Genomic DNA, 19,412 nt, shown 5'->3' on the forward strand with positions numbered 1-19,412 from the left:
CGCGCCGGCGATCCGGATCGGGCACGGGAACGGCCGCCATCAGCGTCTTCGTATAAGGGTGCTGCGGGTTGCCGAAGATGGCAGCACGCGGGCCGATCTCGACGATCTCACCGAGATACATGACCGCAACACGGTGGCTGACGCGTTCGACGACGGCCATGTCATGCGAGATGAACAGGAAGGCGAGGTTGAGGCTCTGCTGCAGGTCCAGCATCAGATTGATGACCTGCGCCTTGATCGAGACGTCGAGCGCCGAGACGCTTTCATCGGCGACGATCACCTTCGGATCGAGCGCCAGCGCCCGGGCAATGCAGATGCGCTGACGCTGACCGCCGGAGAACTCGTGCGGAAAGCGCGACGCCATATCGGCTGAAAGACCGACCTTTTCCAGAAGGTCGGCAGCCTTGTTGCGCGCCTCGACGCGGCTGGCGAGGCCGTGCTCGATGATTGGCTCTGCGACCGCTGTCCCCACAGTCATCCGCGGATTGAGGCTTGCAAACGGATCTTGAAAAATCATCTGGATGCTGCGCCGCATGCGGCGCAGGCTCGATGAATCAAGGGTTGTCACATCATAGCCGTCAAGGATGACCTTTCCCGCGTTCGGTTCGACGAGGCGGGTGATGGAGCGGCCCGTGGTCGATTTGCCGCAACCGGATTCGCCGACAAGCGACAGGGTCTCGCCCTGAAAGAGATCGAAGGAGACATTCTCGACCGCATGGACGGCGCCGGTCTTTGCGCCGAAAAGCCCGCCGCGAACAGCAAATCGCGTGGTGAGGTTCTTGACCTCGAGGACCGGCGTCTTGCTGACGACCGTATCGGCCACTGCTGCCGGCTCGCTCCGCTCGCCAGTCGCGGTATCGACAACAGGAAACCGGAGCGGCCATTTTTGTTCGGCCATTGAACCGAGTCGCGGCACGGCGGAAAGCAGCGCGCGCGTATAAGGGTGCTTGCCGCGGAGGAAGATATCACTGGTCGAGCCTGTCTCGACGGCCTCGCCGCGATACATCACGATCGTCCGGTCCGAAACTTCGGCGACGACGCCCATGTCATGGGTGATGAAGAGAACGGACATGCCTTCCTCTTCCTGCAGCAGTTTAATGAGATCGAGAATCTGGCCTTGGATCGTCACGTCGAGCGCCGTCGTCGGCTCGTCGGCAATCAGAAGTTTCGGCCTGGAGGCAAGCGCCATGGCGATCATCACCCGCTGGCGCATGCCGCCGGAAAACTGGTGAGGATATTCATCGAAGCGCGAGGAAGCATTCGGGATACGGACCTTTTCCAGAAGGCGGATCGTTTCACCCCGCGCCTCGGACCGGGTCATGTCGCCGTGACACGTGAGCGCTTCGGAAATCTGCCGGCCGATCGTGAAAATCGGATTGAGGCTCGTCATCGGCTCCTGGAAGATCATTGCGGCGTCGTTGCCGCGCACGCGGCGCATCTGCCTGTCGGAAAGTGCAAGGATATCCTTGCCGTTCAGGACGATCTTGCCGTCGATGCGACTCTGGTTCCTGGCCAGCAGTCGCATGATCGAGAGCGATGTGACGCTCTTGCCGGAGCCGCTTTCGCCCACGATGGCCACCGTTTCACCTGGCATCACATCGAAGGCGATGTTGCGGACCACCGGCTTCCACTGGCCATCGAGGAGGAACGACGTCGTCAGGCCCTTGACCGAGAGCACGGGTTTTGCGGCTTCACCCATTTCGTTTCCCTGCTTGATTGTTCGCGTTTCAAAGCTTGAGCGGCGTTGCAAAGGAGGCCGACGCGCGCCCTTCGGCGATACGTGCAGCTTCAAGGGCAGCGATCTTTTCGTCGATCACGCGGCGGTCGATCAATCCGCTCGGGTTTTGACGCGTCGCCATCGTCTCGGCGACATGCAGATAGCGCTCCTGGGCGACGGCATAGAGGCGGCGAAGTTCGCAAAGCGGATCGGCATGGTCGTCGACGCGGATATTGAGCCAGGCGTAATCCTGATCGCGATAAACGAGCAGGGCCGCCGATTGCCTGCCGCGCTTGTCTCCGCCTGCATCTTCGCCGGCCTGCATGGCCTCGATCAGCCGCTCGGCGAGCGGCAGCCGGGACGTCTTGCGATAGACGGCGAGCGTCTTTTCGAGCACCTGCGGTCCGCCCAGCATATTTCCGGCGACGGATATGTCCTCCCCAGTAAGGTGGCCTGCCCAGTCGATACATCGGGCGCCCGTAAATGCTGCACTCCGCCCCTTGGCGTCGATTAAATGGAACTGCCGATGATCGCGGCCTTCGTCGCGGGCGGTCAGTTCACGCAGAATATCCGCCGGAGCCTGTCCTGACGCAAGTGCGACAAGCCCGTCGATGCCGTAAAGCGGGCTGACGAAAGCCTGCGTCGCAACCGCGCCGATTCGGCCGCGAATATGCGGGACAAGGCCGCCCACGGCGAAGAAGCGGCTGGCAACGGCAATGCCCAGGTGGCCGGTTTCAGGGTCGCGGGCAACGATCGACCAGGTCATGGCTTATCTCCCGACAGCATAGGCCTGCATCAGGCGCGGTGTTGCGGCTGCCCGCATCAGGCCATCGGCGTCGCGGCGCGCAGCGGTAAGGCGGCCGACGGTCCATGGGTCGGCGACCGTCAGATTATGACCTTTCCTGCGCAATGCATCGAGAACCTCAGTGCCGAAATTCGCCTCCGCCATCAGGCTGCCCGGCTCGCGGGTACGTGGATAAAAGGAGCCCGGGAAATGCGAGGTGTGGAAGAGAGGCTGATCGATTGCGGCCTGCAGGTTCATCTTGTGATGCACATAGCGCATGAAGAAGGAGAGCTGCCATTGCTCTTGCTGGTCGCCGCCGGGCGTGCCGAAGGCGAGCGTGGGCCGACCTTCGTAGAGAGCTAAGGATGGCGTCAGCGTCGTACGTGGACGCTTGCCTGGCGCAAGCGACGCCGGCAGGCCGGGCTTCAGCCAGAACATCTGCGCGCGCGAATTCAGGCAGAAGCCGAGGCCTGGCACGATCGGTGAGGACTGCAGCCAACCGCCTGACGGCGTGACGGAAACCATGTTGCCCTCGCGGTCGATCACATCGATGTGGACGGTGTCGCCGCGCTTTTCGGAAAGATGCGCCATGGTCGGCTCGTAGACGGCGCCCGTCTTCGAGGTGGCGTTGAGCATGTCCATGGTGAGGTCGTATTGGGCTTCGAAGCCCGGAATGCGCCCGGGGCGCAATTCAAGCGATGCCTCGGAGGTTATCAGCTTCCGGCGCGCGTCCGCGTAAGCATCCGACAGCAGATGCTCGATCGGGATTTCCGCGAATTTCGGGTCGCCATAGTAGATTTCACGGTCGGCAAAGGCGAGTTTCATCGCCTCGGTGAGCGTGTGGACGAATTCGGCGCCGGCCGGGTCCATTCCGGCGATGTCGATCTCCTTCAGAAGCGAGAGCGTCTGCAAAAACACCGGGCCCTGGCCCCATGGGCCGATCTTTGCGACCGTCCAGTCGTGATAATGATAGATCAGCGGCTCTTCGATCGCAGCCGACCATTTTGCCATGTCGTTTGCGCTGATGACGCCCTTGTGCCGACTGCCGCTTGCATCCATCACCTCTGTCGAGCCAGCATATCTGTCAATCGCTTCGGCAACGAAACCGCGATAGAACGCATCGCGCGCAGCTTCGACTTGCGCCTCACGGCCTTTTTTTGCTTCGGCTTCTGCGATGACGCGCTTCCAGGTTTCGGCAAGCACCGGGTTCTTGAAGTTCGAATGCGGCACCGGGACCGAACCGCCGGGCAGCCAGGTCTCGTGCGAGGTCGGCCACTCCCTTTCGAAAAAAGATGCAAGGCCGGAGATTGTCGCAGACACGCGCTCAAGGACAGGGTGACCGTGCTCGGCATAATGAATTGCCGGTTCGAGGATGTCGCGGACGGTCAGGCGCCCATAGTCTCGAAGCATCAGCATCCACCCATCGAAAGAGCCGGGAATGACGGTCGCAAGCAGGCCGTTGCCGGGGATGAGGCTCAGACCTTCAGATGTATAGTGCTCGATTGTGGCGCCGGCCGGGGCCGGCCCTTGCGCACAGATGACTTCGACCTTGTCCTTCTTCTTCGAATAGAAGATCGCAGGCATGTCGCCGCCCGGACCGCAAAGATGCGGTTCGAGGACCTGCAGCACGAAGCCGGTGGCGACCGCTGCATCAAACGCGTTTCCGCCTTTTTCGAGTATGCTCATGCCAACGGCGGAGGCGATCCAATGGGTTGATGTGACGACGCCGAAGGTGCCCAAAATCTCAGGACGGGTGGTGAACGTGGTCATTTCAGAATCCTTTCATGCTTCGCGCGGGTCGAGCGCATCGCGCAGGCCGTCGCCGAGAAGGTTAAAGCCGATCACGACGAGGAAGATTCCCGCACCCGGCCACATCGCCATCCAGGGAGCCTGGGACAGGAAATTCTTGGCAACGTTGAGCATCGAGCCCCAGCTGGGGGCAGGCGGCTGCTGACCGAGGCCCAAAAAGGAAAGGCTCGCTTCGGCGATGATTGCTGTCGCGATCGTCAGCGTCGCCTGCACGAGGATCGGCGCAAAGACATTCGGCAGGATATAGCGGCTGATGATGCTAAAGTGTCTAAGCCCGATGGAACGTGCGCCCTCAACATATTCCTCCGTCTTGACGGCAAGCACCTGGCCGCGGGTCAGCCGAACGAAAATCGGCATGGCCGAAAGACCAATGGCGATCATCGCATTCGTCAGGCTTGGGCCGAGGAACGCCGCAAGTGCGATCGCGGTAATCAGGAACGGCATGGCGAGGAAGGCTTCGGTGACGCGTGAGATGATCTGGTCCGTCCACCCGCCAAAATAGCCGGAGATGAGGCCGAACGGCACGCCGATCACAACCGCAATCGCCACCGAAAAGACACCCGCCATCAGCGAGGCCTGTGCGCCCCAGACCATGCGGGAGAGGATATCACGGCCAATGTCATCGGTTCCAAGCCAGTGGGCGGCTGACGGCGCCTTGCGGATCGCAGACCAGCTGGTCGCGTTGGGGTCCGGGATCGGCAATAGCGGCGCTGCTGTCGCGAGAATGGCGAAGAAGGCGATGATCCCGAGGCCTGCGATCGCCCCCTTGTTCGCCTTCAGCTTGCGCCAGGCTCGGCTCGGCGGGCGCTGATCAGTTGCAATGGTGATCTGGTCGAGAGCAGTCATAGGGCGGCCCTCATTCGCGGGTTGAGAAGGACATAGACGATGTCAGCTAACAGGTTCATCAGAATGAAGCCGATTGCAGTGCAAAGCACGACGCCCTGGACGACCGCGTAGTCGCGGTTGAAGACGGCATCGACGATGAGTTTGCCAAAGCCGGGAATGGTGAAGATCTGTTCGGTCAAGACCGCACCTGCAAGCAATTCGCCGAAGAGCAGTGCACTCAGCGTGACGATCGGCAGGACGGCGTTGCGAAAGCTGTGCTCAAGCACGATGGAGCGCTCGGAAAGCCCCTTCGCCCGGGCGGTGCGGACGTAATCGGCGCTGAGCACGCTCAACATCGCAGAGCGGGTGTGACGCATGAGCGTGGCGGCGAGTGCGTTGCCAAGCACAAAGGATGGCATCAACATCGTTTCAATTGAGCGTAGCGGGTTGCTGAAGAAGGGTTCGTAACCGGAAGCGGGAAGCCAGCCGAGCTTCACCGAGACCAGCAGGATCAGCATGATGCCGAGCCAGAAATTCGGGATCGAGAGACCTGAAAGTGCGATGAGATTTGCGAGGTAGTCGAAGGCCGTATTCTTCTTGACCGCGGCTAAAATCCCCATCGGCACGCCGATGGCGAAAGCGAAAATCATCGACATGATCGCGAGCTGGATGGTCACCGGCAGCTTTTCGGCCACAAGTTCCACAACCGGCTGGTTGGTACGCAGCGATATGCCAAGATCGCCCTTCAGAACTGAGCCGAGCCACGAGACATACTGATAGGGTACCGGGTCGTTCAGCCGGTATTTTTCGCGCAGGTATTCGATCACCTGCGGATCGCGCTCCTCGCCTGCCATGGCGAGAATGGGGTCGCCCGGCAAAAGCTTCTGCAACGAGAAGACGAAGATCGAGATGATCAGTAGCGTCGGAATGGCGACCAGAAGCCGCTTGGCAATGTAGGCGTACATGAGCAGGTCCTGACACGGCACCGGGAGCATGGCGGATACTGGTCCGCCATGCGGGTCTGTTCGGATCAGCCGGCTTTCTTCACGCCGGCGAGGCGGATCATGCCGTCCGGCGAGGGGACGAAGCCGGTAATGTTTTTATGCAGCGCCCAGATCCAGGACTGGTGGCCGAGATAGATGATCGGCAGGTCCTCGTTGAGAATTGCTGCGACGGCGTCATACTTCTGCTTGCGCACGGCATCGTCGGTCGAGGCACGGGCCTCATTCAGCAGCTTGTCGACTTCAGGGTTGCAATATTTGGTATCGTTGATTCCGCCCTTGCAGGTGATGAACTGGTGGATGTTACCGTCGGGATCGACGCGGCCGGACCAGTCGGAGCGGCTGAGCTGGTAGTTGCCTGCCGTCTGCTCGGACAGAAGGGTCGCAAACTCCGTCGATTTCAGACTGACGTCGAACCCCGCCTCGGCGACCATCGACTGGACGATCTGCATCATCTGCGCCGCGACCGGGTTGTTTGGGATCTGCATTTCTACGGGCACGCGATCGAAGCCGGCTTCCTTCACGAGCGCTTTCGCCTTGTCGAGATCGCGGACAGGAACTGGAATGTCCTTGTCGAACCATGGGCTATTGGGCGGGAACGGCTGATTGCCGCCCACAGCAGTGCCTTCGTAGACGATCTGGTTCAGCGCCTCGCGGTCGATCGCAAGCGAAAAGGCCTGCCGCAATCGCTTGTCCTTGCCGAACGGATTGTCGGCCCGCGGGCCGTTGGAGATGTTCGCATAGAGCGCCATGTAGCCGATATTGACCACGTCCGCATAGGTCAGGCTCGCATCCTCCTTGACCGAAGCTGCGTCGGTGGCGGCCAGTCGCTCTATCATGTCGAGGTCGCCAGAACGAAGGTTGGCAAGGCGCACGGTCGTATCAGGGATCGGCAGGTAGGTGACCTTGTCGATGAAGACATTGTCCTTGTTCCAGTAATCCTTGAACTTCTCGAGCACGATGCGGTCCTGCTGTACGCGTTCGACGAACTTGAAGGGACCCCCACAGACCGGCTGATTGCCGAAATTCGCGCCGAGCTCCTTTGCCGCCTTTGGCGAGACAATCATGCCGGCTCTGTCTGAAAGCTGGGCAAGCAAGGTCACGTCCGGGCTCTTCAGCGTGAATTTCACTTCATAGGGTGCGACTGCTTCAACTTTTTCAACAGAGGCGAGCTCGCTCTTGCGGCGCGATTCAGGCAACGTCATGTTGCGCTCAATCGTGGTGACGACGGCTTCGGCATCAAGCGGCGTGTCGTCATGGAATTTTACGCCCACGCGCAGCTTCATGGTCAGCAGCTTGCCGTCGCCGGACCAGTTCCACTCGGTCGCAAGCTGCGGCACGATTTTCAGGTCGGGTGTAACATCGACCAGCTTGTCGCACATTGCGGTGTAGACGATGCGGCCCACGAAGGTGCGTGACTGTGCGGGGTCAAGCACGTCGGCATCATCCTGCAGACCGATTTTTAGTTCGGCAGCGAAAGCAGGTAGCGCAATCAGCGCGCCCGCAAGAAGGGTCGTCACGAATCTGGCGATCGTCATGCCATACTCCTCTGTTGTTCTTTGCTTCATGAGGGCGGTAACTGCCTCTCTGCGTCTGGCTCGCTTAGGCGAGTTCTTGTTTGGTCTTCGGTTCGTGGTGGTCTAGCGAGGTAATGCGGATCAGGCTTTCCTGGAGCGTCAAGAGATGTTGGCGCATGGCTTCACCCGCCTTGGCAGGGTCGCGGGCAGCAATCGCCTCGACGATTGCGGTATGCTGGCTGTAAGTGACCGTGCGCGTCTTGCTGGCGCTGCGGGCGCGCTCGCGGATCGTCTGCCAGGCCTCGTCCTGACGCACCCTGTTGATGACATCAAAGATCGCCAGGAAAAGTTGGTTGCCGGCGCACTGGGCGATCTGCCGGTGCAGTGCGCCATCCCAGAGTTCGCGGCCGTCGGCATCGGTGCTTTCGTAGATCTTCTTGACGAGCTCATACATGCGCTCGATATCGGCGGCCTTGGCGCGCATGGCGGCAAGCTGGGCCAGCTGCGGCTCAATGCGCAAACGCACTTCCATGACTTCCATCAGGTCGGTCCCGGCGACGATCGAACCGACATGTTCGCTCCAGCCATCGGGACGTCGCCCGGCAAAGGTGCCCGAGCCCTGACGCCGCCAGATTAACCCCTCGGCTTCCAGGACCTCCAATGCACGGCGCACCGCGCGGCGGCTAACGCCAAAGGTTTGCGAAAGCGCGCGCTCCGTCGGCAGCTTGCCGTCCGCATACAGTCCGTCCGAACGGAGCAGCGTCCGGAGCTTGTCCAGTGCAAGGTTTGAGTTCCCGGCGGCTTCGTCCATTGGCAAATGGTCCGTACCAATTGATTATTGGTTCAATCCAGACCAAATTGGCCGACGCGTCAAGCGAATTTTTGGGCAGATTCTGCAATGCACAAAGTTTGAGCGATTTGGCTTGCCTTGCACGGTATTTGGGTGGTCCTGCGCTGGGCGTATGGTGCCCATCAGGCTTCTATATAGACGGGATTGCTGAGCGCGCGGCGGATCGGCTGGCTGCGGATATCGGAACCGTGAAGCTGCCATGGCAGGCTCCTGCCGGATATCGCCGCTTTGAATTCCGACAAAAGCCGTGCGCGGCTCGCCTCGGCGATGACTTCGGCGCGCAGAAAAGTCTTCGGCATACCGGAAAAGCGGCCCGTCCACGCATCGTCCTCAATCGGCTGATCGACAAGCACGCCGGTGGCGTCCAGAAACACGAGGCGATCGCCTTTTGCGCCACCCACTTCGGCTTTGGCAAAAACCGGACCGGACGCTGTTTCGCCCATCGGCTTGCCGTTGACTGTAAGAGCCAGGTGGGGGCCGGATGGACTTTCCGTAATGTAACCGCGGCCTGCCTTCATGGCGGCAAGGATTGCCTCTTCGGAGAGTTCTTCAAGCCAAAGGACGGTCGTCGGGCGGGCAAGGGCAAGCGGACCCTCCGGCATCAGGCGTGCGGGCTGGTGGAAATCGCTGCCGCCGATAGCGGAAATCTTCAGGCCGGAAGAAAGGCGCTGCTGATAGCGTTCGAGCGATATCCAGTTCCAAGCCATCCAGTTGGATTGCCAGACCTCCATGCAATCGGTCTCCGGAAGCTCGTAGTCCCAAGGGATCGTCGGCTTGTCATGGTTGATGGACAGGAGGCCCCCGCGTTCATGCACCAGACGCGCAAGTGTATGGGCGTCCCCTGGCTTCGTCATGCGGAAATCGATCCAGTCGTCGACGCCGAAGACATTGGCGTGGCCGGCGCCGGTCGTCACTTCCATGGCGCGAACGAAGACGAGACCGGCTGAGGAATTCGGATGAAAATAGCGCCGCTGGGCAATCGTGTTGTGGTCGGCGATCGCAAGGAAATCGAGGCCGGCCTGTTTTGCTGCTTCATGCAGTAGTTCCGGGGAGCCGGCGGCATCGGAATGGTAGGTATGGCAATGAAGATCGCCACGATGCCAGCCGGCGCCCTTGCGCACCGGGAACGTGCGGGATGGAGGCGGTTCCAGTTTACGCTTCGCCCTGTCGCAATCGATCGTGAGGAAGACATCGGCACCTTCTGCCGGAACCTTGTAAAGGCCGAGCATCACCTGCCAGCGGCCCGCTGGCATCTCGCCATGGAGATAGCCGGGTGTGGCATCGTCCGTCGCAACGAAGAAGCGATCGCGCGCTCCACCGCTCCAGCCTCTGAAGCCGGCGGTCGATGGATAGTCGGTGGCGCGCGGATCAAGCAGGCCGAGGTCGACAATGCAATTCTCGGCCTTGGCATAACGCATTGCCACGTCGATCCGCGTCGTCCCTACGGGAACGTCGAAGGCTACGTAGAAATAGGGGTTGTCAACCTGATCGGCGCGGGACACATGGACGGCGATTTCGCGCATTCGATGTCTGCCTACTCGCCAATGACGGGAATGCGTGCACCGGTGGCGTCGAAAAGTGTCACATTCGCTGTATCGAAGGAAAGCGCCACGCGGTTGTCGACCTTGATTTCGTCGTCGGTGAAGATGCGGGCCGTCACGCGCCCTGAGTCCTGTCGCTCCATGGTCACCAGGCTTTCCGGCCCCATGTTTTCATTCGCAAAGAGCATGCCGGAAATGACATTCGCATCGCCCGGGCGTGCGATGCGCAGATGCTCGGGGCGGATGCCCAGCGTCATCGTTTTTGCGTCTGCCGCACGTGCGATGGCCGCGGAGACCGCAAGGCCATCAACTGTCAGCCCTTCGGCGCGAAGCTTTAGCCTGTCTTCTGCGACCATGGCTTCGACCGGAACGAGGTTCATTGGCGGATTGCCGACGAAATTCGCGACAAAAGTGGTTGCCGGGCGGCGGTAGATTTCGATCGGCGGGGCAAATTGCACGATACGCCCCTTGTCCATGACCGCAATGCGGGTCGCAAGCGCCATGGCCTCGGCCTGATCGTGGGTGACGTAGACGGCCGTCATGCCCATGTCGCGCTGCAGATGATTGAGGAAGCCGCGGGCCTCGAGGCGGAGCTTGGCATCGAGGTTCGAGAGCGGCTCGTCGAAAAGATAGACCTGGCTTGGATAGACGAGAGCTCGGGCAAGCGAGGTGCGCTGCTGTTGCCCACCGGAAATCTGGCTCGGCAAGCGCTTGAGGAGATCGCCGATCTTAAGCACGTCGGCGACTTCCTTGGCCCGCGCATGACGCTTGTCTTCCGCCTCGCCGCGGACCTTCAAGGGATAGGCGATGTTGTCGGCAAGGTTCATGTGCGGATAAAGGGCATAGTCCTGGAAGACCATCGAAATCTTCCGGTCCTTTGGGTGAAGAAAGGTGACGTCCTTGCCGCCGATCAGCACCTTGCCGGAGGTCGGCGTTTCCAGGCCGGCGATCATTCGCAAGCTGGTGGTCTTGCCGCAGCCTGAAGGTCCGAGCAGGCATACGAATTCTCCGTCGGCGATCGAAAAACTGATGTCTGGCACGGCGTTGAAGGCGCCGAAGCTCTTGGAAACGTTCTGGAATTCGACAGAGGCCATGAGACTGATTTCCGATTACGACTTGATGCCACCGAAGAACCGGAAGCCGAACTTCCAGTTTACGAAGAGGTAGAGCACGATGACCGGCAGCGAATAGAGAAGAGAATAGGCGGCAAGCAATGTGACAATCGGCGTGCCGGCTTCGGAATAAAACGAGTAGATCGCCACGGAGGCGGGCATCAGACTGTCGCTCCGCAGCAAGATGAAGGGGATGAGAAAGCTGCCCCAGATATTCACGAAGGCCCAGACGACGACCACGACAATCCCGGGCCGGATGACGGGCAACGCCACGTCGAAGAAGGCCTGAAGCGGCGATGCGCCGGCGACCATGGCGCTCTCTTCGTAAGAACGTGGGATTGCGTCGATGAAATCACGCAGGATGAACATCGCTGTCGGCAGCAGCCCGCCCGCAAAGACAAGGATGACAGCAAGGTGCGTGTCGATGAGACCCGCCGCCGATACGATCAGGAAGATCGGCACCATTGCCGCCGAGCCGGACACCACGGAAGAAAAGAGTAGCAGGATATATGTGACCGCGCCCTTGCCCGGGACTGAGGAGCGGGACAGCGCATAGGCTGCGAGCGTTGCCGCAGCGCCGACGAAGACGACGCCGCCGAAGGCCTGGACGAGACTGTTGAACAGCGCCTGCATGGCGAAGCTGTTTTGGAAGACGGTTGCGAAATTCGCCAGCGTGAACGGCCTGGGGATGGCAAGGCCGAGCTCGGCGCGCGCGTTGAAGGGCGCAAAGGCGAACCAGACGAGCGGCAGCGCGAAAATGGCCCCGAGCAGCGCGGCAACAGCCGAAAAGCCCAAGCGCTGCACATAGACTGCGCGCGATATCTGCATCACTCGGCCTCCGCCGTCTTCTTGCGGGCGATACGCAGATAAGCGAGTGCGAATACCAGATTGATGAGCATGATCACGACGCCTACGGCGGCACCCTTGCCGAATTCGAAATCCTTGAAGGCGATCCGGTAGGTATAGATGGAGAGAATTTCGGTGCGGTAGGATGGCCCGCCGTTTGTCAGCAGGAAGGGCGTGAAGACGTTGAAAGTCCACATGGTAATCAGGATGAGGTCGGTAACAACATGGCCGCGGATCAGCGGCAGGGCGATATCGCGCAGCTTCTGCCAGGAGGTTGCGCCGGCGACATCGGCGGCCTGGAAATAGCTTGGCGGGATCGATTGGAAAGCCGAGTTGAAAAGCATCATCGAGAAGGCGGCGCCGCGCCACGTGTTGAAGAAAACGATCACCCAGAATGGCTGCTGCAGCAGCCAGTCTCCCGGCAGCAAGCCGAGACTGCGCATGATCATGTTCAGCGTACCATTGTCATAGTCGAGGAAGGCAAACCAGGCAAAACCGATCACCACTTCCGGAAGGATCCAGGCCGCAATCACGGTTGTCTGCAGAAAGGCTTTGACGGACGCTGGGACAGACTGGCTGAGCCAGGCAAGCACGAGGCCGAGCAGCGCCTGGCCGACGAGTGCCGACAGCAACACGAACTGAATTGTCAGGACCAATGAAAAGCCGAACTGGCCGCGTGTGAAGAAGGTCGCCGGATTAAAAAGCGCGACGTAGTTCTGCAAACCGACGAATTCCGGATCGAGCGCCGTTCGTCCGAGCAGCGTCCGGTTCGTGAAGGAAACGAAGATTACCCAGAAGAAGGGGATGATGACGAAGACGCCAACCAGTGCGGCGGCGGGTGCCAAAAAAACTGCGCCCGCGCGCGTGGAAAGCAGGGAGAACTTCTTCATGCTTGAAAACCCGATGACGGTTTGCGTTCGCTTGATTGGACCCGGCCGTAAATCCGGCCGGGTCCAGTTCCGGCCGGTCAGAGACGGCTGACGGTGTTTTCTTCGCCGACGATGGCGACAATGGCGGCCTTGTACTGGGCCATCGCGTCTTCAGGCGACATTTCGCCGGAGACGACGCTTTCCGTCATGCGCTGGATCTCCGTGGACACCTTATTGTAATTGGCGTCGTTGGGACGCGCCGTCGTGATCGGCAGCAGCGTTTTTGCCGTTTCCGTCAGGAACGGCGAGTTCGGGATTGCGACGTCGTCACGGATACGGATCGCCGGCTGGATCTCCTGGAACGCTGTCAACTGCTCCTGACTGTTCATGAAGGAGAGCAGGTCCCAGGACTCCTTCGGCGCATCCGTATGCGGGTTGATGACGAAGCCCGTTCCGCCGGAGATGGTGACGAAATCCTGGCCGCGCAGGCCCTTGCCCGGCTGTGCGGCCGGCATCTTCTTCCAGGTCATGACCTTGTCGCGGTCGGCGACGGTAAATTCGGCCCCCGGTGCCGTCACCGAGCGGTAGAACCAGTCTCCTTCGACGAGCATCGCCGTCTTGCCGTCGCGGAAATTTGCAAAAGTACGATTGCGGCCGTCTGCCAAGAGCTGGGCGCGCTGATCGCCAAGTTTGTCGTCGACATAGATGGTCTTGTAAAGCCTCAGCGTATCGAGAATGCCTTGGCTGGCGACGATGTACTTTCCATTTTCGTCGGTGACCTGCTCGCCGGTGCCAAGAAGCGCCATCCAATAACCTTGCATGGTCGTTGCTTCGCCCATGGAAACGCCAGCATTCAGCTGCAGTGGAAAGGAATCTGGATCGGCAGCCTTGATCTTGCGCGCAGCGTCAAGCAGTTCGCCCCAGGATTTCGGTTGCCAGCTATCTGCATCAAGACCGGCCTTCTGGAAGAGATCCCTGCGCACAAAGATCATGCGTGCATCGGTGCCGAGTGCAATTCCGTAAGGCTTGCCCTGGTAGCTCATCAGAGCCTTGGTGCCATCGGCGATATGGCTCCAGCCATCCCAACTGGCGACGTCCGGACCTGCTATTTCTTCAAGCGGCTTTAAGAGTCCGCCCTGAACGAAGCTCGGAATGAGGAAGCCGTCGAAAGCTGAAACGTCCGGACCGGCGCCGGTCGAGAAGTCGAGCGCCAGTTGCTGCGTCAACTGTTCATCTTCGCCGCCGAATTGGGTCAGCTTGACCGTAACGTCCTTGCCTTGCGCCTTCATCTTTTCGGTGAAGGCCGGGATGATTTTCTTTTGAATCCATTCGGCCGTACCGCTGTTCACGCCGCCGACGACGCAGCGGCAGGTGATGTCGAGGTCGGTGGCTATGGCAGAGCCCGACAGGGCAGCTGCCGCCGAAACGCCAAGCAATAAAGACTGTATGCCCTTGCGCATTGCAATTCCTCCCTAGAATTTGGTCCGGTTGTAGACCAGGCGCTTTTGGGTTCGGTGCATCGGAACGGACCGGATCCTCCTCCGAGCCACGTCCACCTCATCCAGTCATCAGAATGAACACGCTTTCATTTTTGTCAACACTGCGGGTTGCGCGCGCTGGAATATTCGATGGATGAAAGCAGGACAAAACAGCAGAGCTGCGCGTTCCCACGAAAACTGCATTATTCGTGCTTGACGTTTTGCCACTCTCAAGTGCACGATGAATGAACACGTTTTCAATTCCAACACCAAATGTCTTTCATGAGTGAACGCAGCGACAGAAAAACGGCACGTGCGACCGCTGATCTGGTAGCGCGCGAAGCCAATGTTTCGCGGGTTGCCGTTTCGCGCGCGTTCAACCCAAATGCATCTTTGAAGCCGGAAAAGCGCGACCGTATTCTGCAGATTGCTCGGGAGTTGAACTATACGCCGGATATGGCGGCGCGTTCGCTCGTCACGAGACGATCGCATCTTGTCGGCATGATCGTGCCCGACGTGTGCAGTCCCTGGGAAAGCCAGGAAATCGATGCATTGACGACGGCCTTGCAAGCGGAGGGTTTTGCCACTTTGCTTTTTAAGGCGAAAGCCGATCTGAGCATGGACCAGACCTTGCTCACCTATATGCGCGGTTTCAATCCGGATTCGGTCATTGCCTTTACGGAGAATGTGGAGCCGGACGTGCTTTCCGGATTTCTCGATCGCGCAGTGCCGATCTACATCATTTATGATGATGCAGAAGAGTTTGGCGGAAAGCCGTCCGCCAGCCTCTACGACCGGTTGGTCGTGGGGCAGAAAGAGGGCATCGAGCAGGCCGTTGCGTTGCTGCAGGGCTATGGCGCCCGCCGCGTTGCCTATCTTGGCGGAAAGCCGCAATCGCTAGCCAATACCGAGCGTGAACGCATCATCACGCAGGTTCTTGTAGGGCGCGGCATGGCGCCGCCGATCCTCGTACCTGGCGACTACACCTACGATACTGCCTATCGCGCGACGGTAGGCCTCTTCCGTGTCGGCGATGGAGCCGATGCCATCTTTGCCTCCAACGACGTCGGCGCGTTCGGCGCAATCGATGCGCTGCGTCACGAGCTTTCCTTGTCGGTGCCGGGCGACGTCAAGATCGTCGGCTTCGACGACATCCCGCAGTCGCATTGGAAGAGCTACAATCTCACGACCGTCCGGATCGATCTGCCAGATCGGGTCCGGGCGCTCGTCCGGCTGATCCTCAGGCGGCTCAAGGCACCCGACGCCGGACCCTTGATCGAGACGCTGAGCACCCGTCTCGTCGTGCGCAGCACGGTGGGCTGAATGGAACGTTCATGACACAAAAGCGTGTGCATCTGGTCTTCAAGACTCATCTCGACATCGGTTTCACCGACCATGCGCAAAAGGTCCGCCGCCAGTATCACGAGCGCTTCATTCCCCAGGCGATCGAGACGGGCGAGCACTTTTACGCGGAAGATCCAGGTGATCCGAAGTTCATCTGGACCACCGGTGCCTGGTTGATTTGGGACCATCTGAATTCGTGCCGGCCGGAAGAGGTGGCGAAACTGGAGCGGGCAATCGAACGCGGTCTCATCCGTTGGCACGGCCTGCCATTCACCACGCATACGGAGTTGATGTCGCCCGACCTTTTCCGGGCCGGTCTTTCCTACTCGCAGGAATTGGATCGGCGTTTCGGCAAGAAGACAATTGCAGCGAAGATGACGGACGTACCGGGACACACGCTCGGCATGGTGCCGCTGCTTGCCGAAGCCGGCATTCGTTTCCTGCATCTCGGCGTCAATACTGCTTCGCCGCCGCCGCAGGTGCCTGATATCTTTCGCTGGCGCGCGCCGGGCGGCGAAGAGATCGTTGTGATGTATCAGCGTTCCTATGGCGAAACATACTTCCCGGACGGTGTTTCCGAGGGTTTGGGCTTTGCGCACACGAGCGATAATATCGGCCCGCAAAGCGTGGCGCAGACAGCCGACGTCTACCGGCAGATGCACCAGCGTGATCCCGATGCGATCATCCGTGCAGCGACGCTCGAAGACTACGGGGCGCTTCTTTGGGAAGAACGCGAACGCTTTCCCCGCATGGAGCTCGAGCTCGGTGACAGCTGGATTCACGGCATTGCCAGCGATCCGCAGAAAACCGCACAGTTTCTCGCGTTGCAGCGGCTCTATGACCGCTTTGCAGTTGAGGGCCTGAATTCCGCCCGGCTCGCATTCGGCCGCAAGCTTACTTTGGTTGCGGAACATACCTGTGGCGTCGACATCAAATCCTATCTCCGAGACGACCAGGCCTGGTCCCGTGAGGATTTCGAAACAGCCCGGGCGAGCGACTACCGGTTTGCCTATACGGAAGCCTCCTGGAATGAGCAGCGCTCCTATCTTGATGAAGCCGTACGGCAGCTGGATGGCGCCGATGCCAGCGCCGCAAAGGCCGCTCTAACCGAGCTTTCCGCGCCCGTCATGATCCCGGCGGGCGAGCGCCAGCAGCGCCTTTCGGCCGGCGGTTGGGCCATTGATCTTGATCCTGTAACCGGCGACATTTCCGCTCTTACGGTGCCTTCCGGCAGGAAGATTGCCGGTCGCAGCGGATCGCTGATTGCCTATCGCTACGAGAGCTATGACGCCAGCGATGTCGGCCGGCATATGGATACATATCTTACGCATCGTCAGGAATGGGCGATCCTCGATCACGACAAGCCGGGGCTTGCCAGGTCCGGTGCTGCGCTGTCGAGAACCTACATGCCTGCCTTGAAGGGCGCTGGTCGAGCAGGGGTGCTGCTTGCGATGCCCGATGAAGCGGTTAGCCGATACGGCGCGCCGGAGCATGTTATGCTGCAATTTTTACCGCACGGCGATGGTCTTGAGTTTCGGCTGACGATGCATTCAAAAGCGGCGAACCGCATGCCGGAGGCAAGCTTTCTTTCCTTCACGCCCGAAGCAAAGTCCGAATGGAGCTTGCTCAAGATGGGGCTCTGGCACAAAAGCGGCGATATTGCTCGAAGCGGCGGCGCTCAACTCCAGGCTGTTAGCGGCGTTCGTGGCGACATGAATGGGACTGTGCTGTCCATCGAACCATTCGACACGCCGCTCGTCGCACCGCAAAACTGGGATTTTATGACTTTCTGCAAAGCGTTGCCTGACTTTGCCGACGGCGTGCGCTTCAACCTGCACAACAATAAATGGGGCACGAACTTTCCCATGTGGTGGGAAGGCGACTTTTCGGCGCGCTACCGACTCAGTGTCACCTAAGAAGCCAGCCTCCAGCCTCCTGGTTGCGCATATTTGCCGCTTTCACTCGGTCCTCTCTAGCCGCTTTTCATCGAGCGATTTTCTGTTTGCCCGGGGTCGGATACTAATATACTACTTCCGCCGAAGGCCTGCGGGAGGGCAAACGGTGCAAGGCAGTCGATCTTTCAAACTGCGATTTGACAATACACGTGGCCAATGAGCGAAGCGCGCAAGAAGCGCTCCTTGGCGGGCGTAACCCAACTTTCCCACCAGCGTGCCACAGCTCCTCGCGCCGCAACCCTAGTCTACGATGTTTTGCGCGATGACATCCTCTCGCTTCGGCGCAAGCCGATGGACTTGTTGAGCGAGAAGGAGTTGGAGGCGCACTTCGGCGTCAGCCGAACGCCGATCCGCGAGGCGATCTTACGTCTTTCCGACGATGGCCTCGTTGATATCTTTCCCCAATCCGGCACGTTCGTCTCGCGCATTCCGCGCCGCGCGCTCTATGAAGCCATCCTTGTGCGCAAAGCCCTCGAGATAACCACCGTCGGCCATGCCGTCGACAAGATGACGCCCGCCGGCATCCGTCTGCTCGATCGCAATCTCGACGATCTTGGCGCCTGCCTTCAAAATGGCGATGTGACGGCATTCCACCAGCTTGATATCGACTTCCACAAACTGATCAGCGATATCGCCGGCTTTTCCGGCATCTGGGCAATCATCGAGCAGGTCAAGGTGCACAGCGACCGTTACCGCCTCCTGACGTTGCCGCAGGATGGCCGTCTTACCCGCGTCATCGAGGAGCATTCGACCGTCATCTGCTGTATGCGCAAGGGCGACAAGAAGGGCGCCGTCGAGGCCATGGACCTCCATCTCGGCAGACTTCTGCACGAGGTCGAAAGGGCCGAAATCTGGGACCCGAATTACTTTATCGAGGATGCGAAAAAACCAATGGTATGCTCTGAAAAGAAAGGACATTTTCAATGAAAGTCGACGTAAGACACGCTTCCCATCCCGAGGCCGTCCGCGCCTACGACACCGACACACTGCGACGCCACTTTCTTGTCGACACCGTCTTCGAAGGTGGCGAAATCAGGCTTACCTATTCGCATTACGACCGCATGGTGGTCGGTGGCGCAATGCCACTCGGCGCCGCACTCACGTTGACGGCGCCAAAGGCAATCGGCCAGGAAACCTTCCTTGCCGAACGCGAGCTCGGTGCGCTGAACATCGGGGGAGCAGGCCGCGTCCTGATCGACGGCAAGGCGTACGATATCGCCAAATACGATTGCCTATATATCGGCAAGGGCGCGGTGGACATCCGCTTCGAAAGTGCTGATGCCGGTAACCCCGCCAAGTTCTACCTCGTTTCGACGCCGGCACATCAACCGCATCCGACAGTGCTCTTGACGCGCGAACAGGCTCGGCATCTAACGTTTGGCGAAGCGGCAACTGCCAACAAGCGATCAATCTTCCAGTTCATCCATCCCGAGGTGTGCCAATCCTGCCAGCTTACCATGGGCCTGACGATGCTGGAGCCGGGCAGCATCTGGAACACCATGCCGAGCCACATCCATGACCGGCGCATGGAAGCCTACCTATACTTCGATCTCGATGCCGATCAGCGCATCTTCCATTTCATGGGCGAACCGCAGGAGACCCGGCACATGCTGGTCGCAAACGAGCAGGCGATCATCTCGCCTCCGTGGTCGATCCATTCGGGTGCTGGCACCAAGAATTACAGCTTCATCTGGGCGATGGCCGGTGACAACAAGAGCTTCACCGACATGGATCAGATCGCGATCGCAGATCTAAGGTAAGTCC

16 protein-coding genes are annotated in these 19,412 nt (G+C 59.8%); 4 read left to right on the forward strand and 12 right to left on the reverse strand.

Annotated features, from left to right (window positions below; translation table 11 throughout):
• The 12 genes from A3C3_RS0126425 to A3C3_RS0126480 all read right to left on the reverse strand — a co-directional run.
• On the reverse strand, nucleotides 1-1,699 hold a 1,699-nt coding region (locus A3C3_RS0126425), incomplete at its 3' end, for an ABC transporter ATP-binding protein (RefSeq protein ID WP_022717584.1).
• A gap of 28 nt (nucleotides 1,700-1,727) precedes the next feature.
• The gene (locus A3C3_RS0126430) at nucleotides 1,728-2,483 is read right to left on the reverse strand and encodes a DUF1028 domain-containing protein (protein ID WP_022717585.1); all 756 of its coding nucleotides are present in this window, start codon (nucleotides 2,481-2,483) and stop codon (nucleotides 1,728-1,730) included.
• Between the two features lie 3 nt (nucleotides 2,484-2,486).
• Complete coding sequence (locus tag A3C3_RS0126435; protein WP_022717586.1) at nucleotides 2,487-4,271, reverse strand: gamma-glutamyltransferase family protein; 1,785 nt, start codon at nucleotides 4,269-4,271, stop codon at nucleotides 2,487-2,489.
• 12 nt (nucleotides 4,272-4,283) lie between these two features.
• Complete coding sequence (locus A3C3_RS0126440) at nucleotides 4,284-5,156, reverse strand: ABC transporter permease (protein ID WP_022717587.1); 873 nt, start codon at nucleotides 5,154-5,156, stop codon at nucleotides 4,284-4,286.
• On the reverse strand, nucleotides 5,153-6,100 hold the full coding sequence (locus A3C3_RS0126445; RefSeq protein WP_022717588.1) for an ABC transporter permease: 948 nt from the start codon (nucleotides 6,098-6,100) through the stop codon (nucleotides 5,153-5,155). Before A3C3_RS0126445 ends, A3C3_RS0126440 begins: the two co-directional genes overlap by 4 nt.
• Before the next feature lie 65 nt (nucleotides 6,101-6,165).
• Nucleotides 6,166-7,674 carry an ABC transporter substrate-binding protein gene (locus tag A3C3_RS0126450; RefSeq protein WP_022717589.1) on the reverse strand — a complete coding sequence of 503 codons (1,509 nt, stop codon included), beginning with the start codon at nucleotides 7,672-7,674 and terminating at the stop codon, nucleotides 6,166-6,168.
• Between the two features lie 64 nt (nucleotides 7,675-7,738).
• Complete coding sequence (locus A3C3_RS0126455) at nucleotides 7,739-8,470, reverse strand: FadR/GntR family transcriptional regulator (RefSeq protein WP_028740021.1); 732 nt, start codon at nucleotides 8,468-8,470, stop codon at nucleotides 7,739-7,741.
• A 155-nt stretch (nucleotides 8,471-8,625) separates the two neighbouring features.
• Entirely contained in the window at nucleotides 8,626-10,026 is a 1,401-nt protein-coding gene (locus A3C3_RS0126460) for a CehA/McbA family metallohydrolase (protein WP_022717591.1), read from the reverse strand.
• Between the two features lie 11 nt (nucleotides 10,027-10,037).
• Nucleotides 10,038-11,138, reverse strand: coding sequence for an ABC transporter ATP-binding protein (locus A3C3_RS0126465; RefSeq protein ID WP_022717592.1), 1,101 nt, complete (start codon nucleotides 11,136-11,138; stop codon nucleotides 10,038-10,040).
• A gap of 15 nt (nucleotides 11,139-11,153) precedes the next feature.
• A complete protein-coding gene (locus tag A3C3_RS0126470) occupies nucleotides 11,154-11,984 on the reverse strand; it encodes a carbohydrate ABC transporter permease (RefSeq protein ID WP_022717593.1) in 831 nt (276 codons plus the stop codon).
• On the reverse strand, nucleotides 11,984-12,892 hold the full coding sequence (locus tag A3C3_RS0126475) for a carbohydrate ABC transporter permease (RefSeq protein WP_022717594.1): 909 nt from the start codon (nucleotides 12,890-12,892) through the stop codon (nucleotides 11,984-11,986). The genes A3C3_RS0126470 and A3C3_RS0126475 overlap by 1 nt, the downstream gene beginning before the upstream one ends.
• Nucleotides 12,893-12,969: 77 nt before the next feature.
• Nucleotides 12,970-14,331 carry an extracellular solute-binding protein gene (locus tag A3C3_RS0126480; RefSeq protein WP_022717595.1) on the reverse strand — a complete coding sequence of 454 codons (1,362 nt, stop codon included), beginning with the start codon at nucleotides 14,329-14,331 and terminating at the stop codon, nucleotides 12,970-12,972.
• Nucleotides 14,332-14,631: 300 nt separating this feature from the next.
• Between A3C3_RS0126480 and A3C3_RS0126485 the strand changes: the two genes are divergently transcribed.
• From A3C3_RS0126485 to kduI, 4 genes are all read left to right on the forward strand, one after another.
• Entirely contained in the window at nucleotides 14,632-15,672 is a 1,041-nt protein-coding gene (locus tag A3C3_RS0126485) for a LacI family DNA-binding transcriptional regulator (RefSeq protein ID WP_028740022.1), read from the forward strand.
• 11 nt (nucleotides 15,673-15,683) lie between these two features.
• Nucleotides 15,684-17,609 (forward strand): DUF5054 domain-containing protein, encoded by a 1,926-nt coding sequence (locus A3C3_RS0126490; protein ID WP_022717597.1) that lies wholly within the window; start codon nucleotides 15,684-15,686, stop codon nucleotides 17,607-17,609.
• A 195-nt stretch (nucleotides 17,610-17,804) separates the two neighbouring features.
• A complete protein-coding gene (locus A3C3_RS0126495) occupies nucleotides 17,805-18,575 on the forward strand; it encodes a GntR family transcriptional regulator (RefSeq protein ID WP_022717598.1) in 771 nt (256 codons plus the stop codon).
• On the forward strand, nucleotides 18,572-19,408 hold the full coding sequence (kduI, locus tag A3C3_RS0126500; RefSeq protein WP_022717599.1) for a 5-dehydro-4-deoxy-D-glucuronate isomerase: 837 nt from the start codon (nucleotides 18,572-18,574) through the stop codon (nucleotides 19,406-19,408). Before A3C3_RS0126495 ends, kduI begins: the two co-directional genes overlap by 4 nt.
• Nucleotides 19,409-19,412 lie beyond the last annotated feature (4 nt).

Source organism: Rhizobium mongolense USDA 1844 (genome assembly GCF_000419765.1).
Lineage (GTDB): Bacteria > Pseudomonadota > Alphaproteobacteria > Rhizobiales > Rhizobiaceae > Rhizobium > Rhizobium mongolense.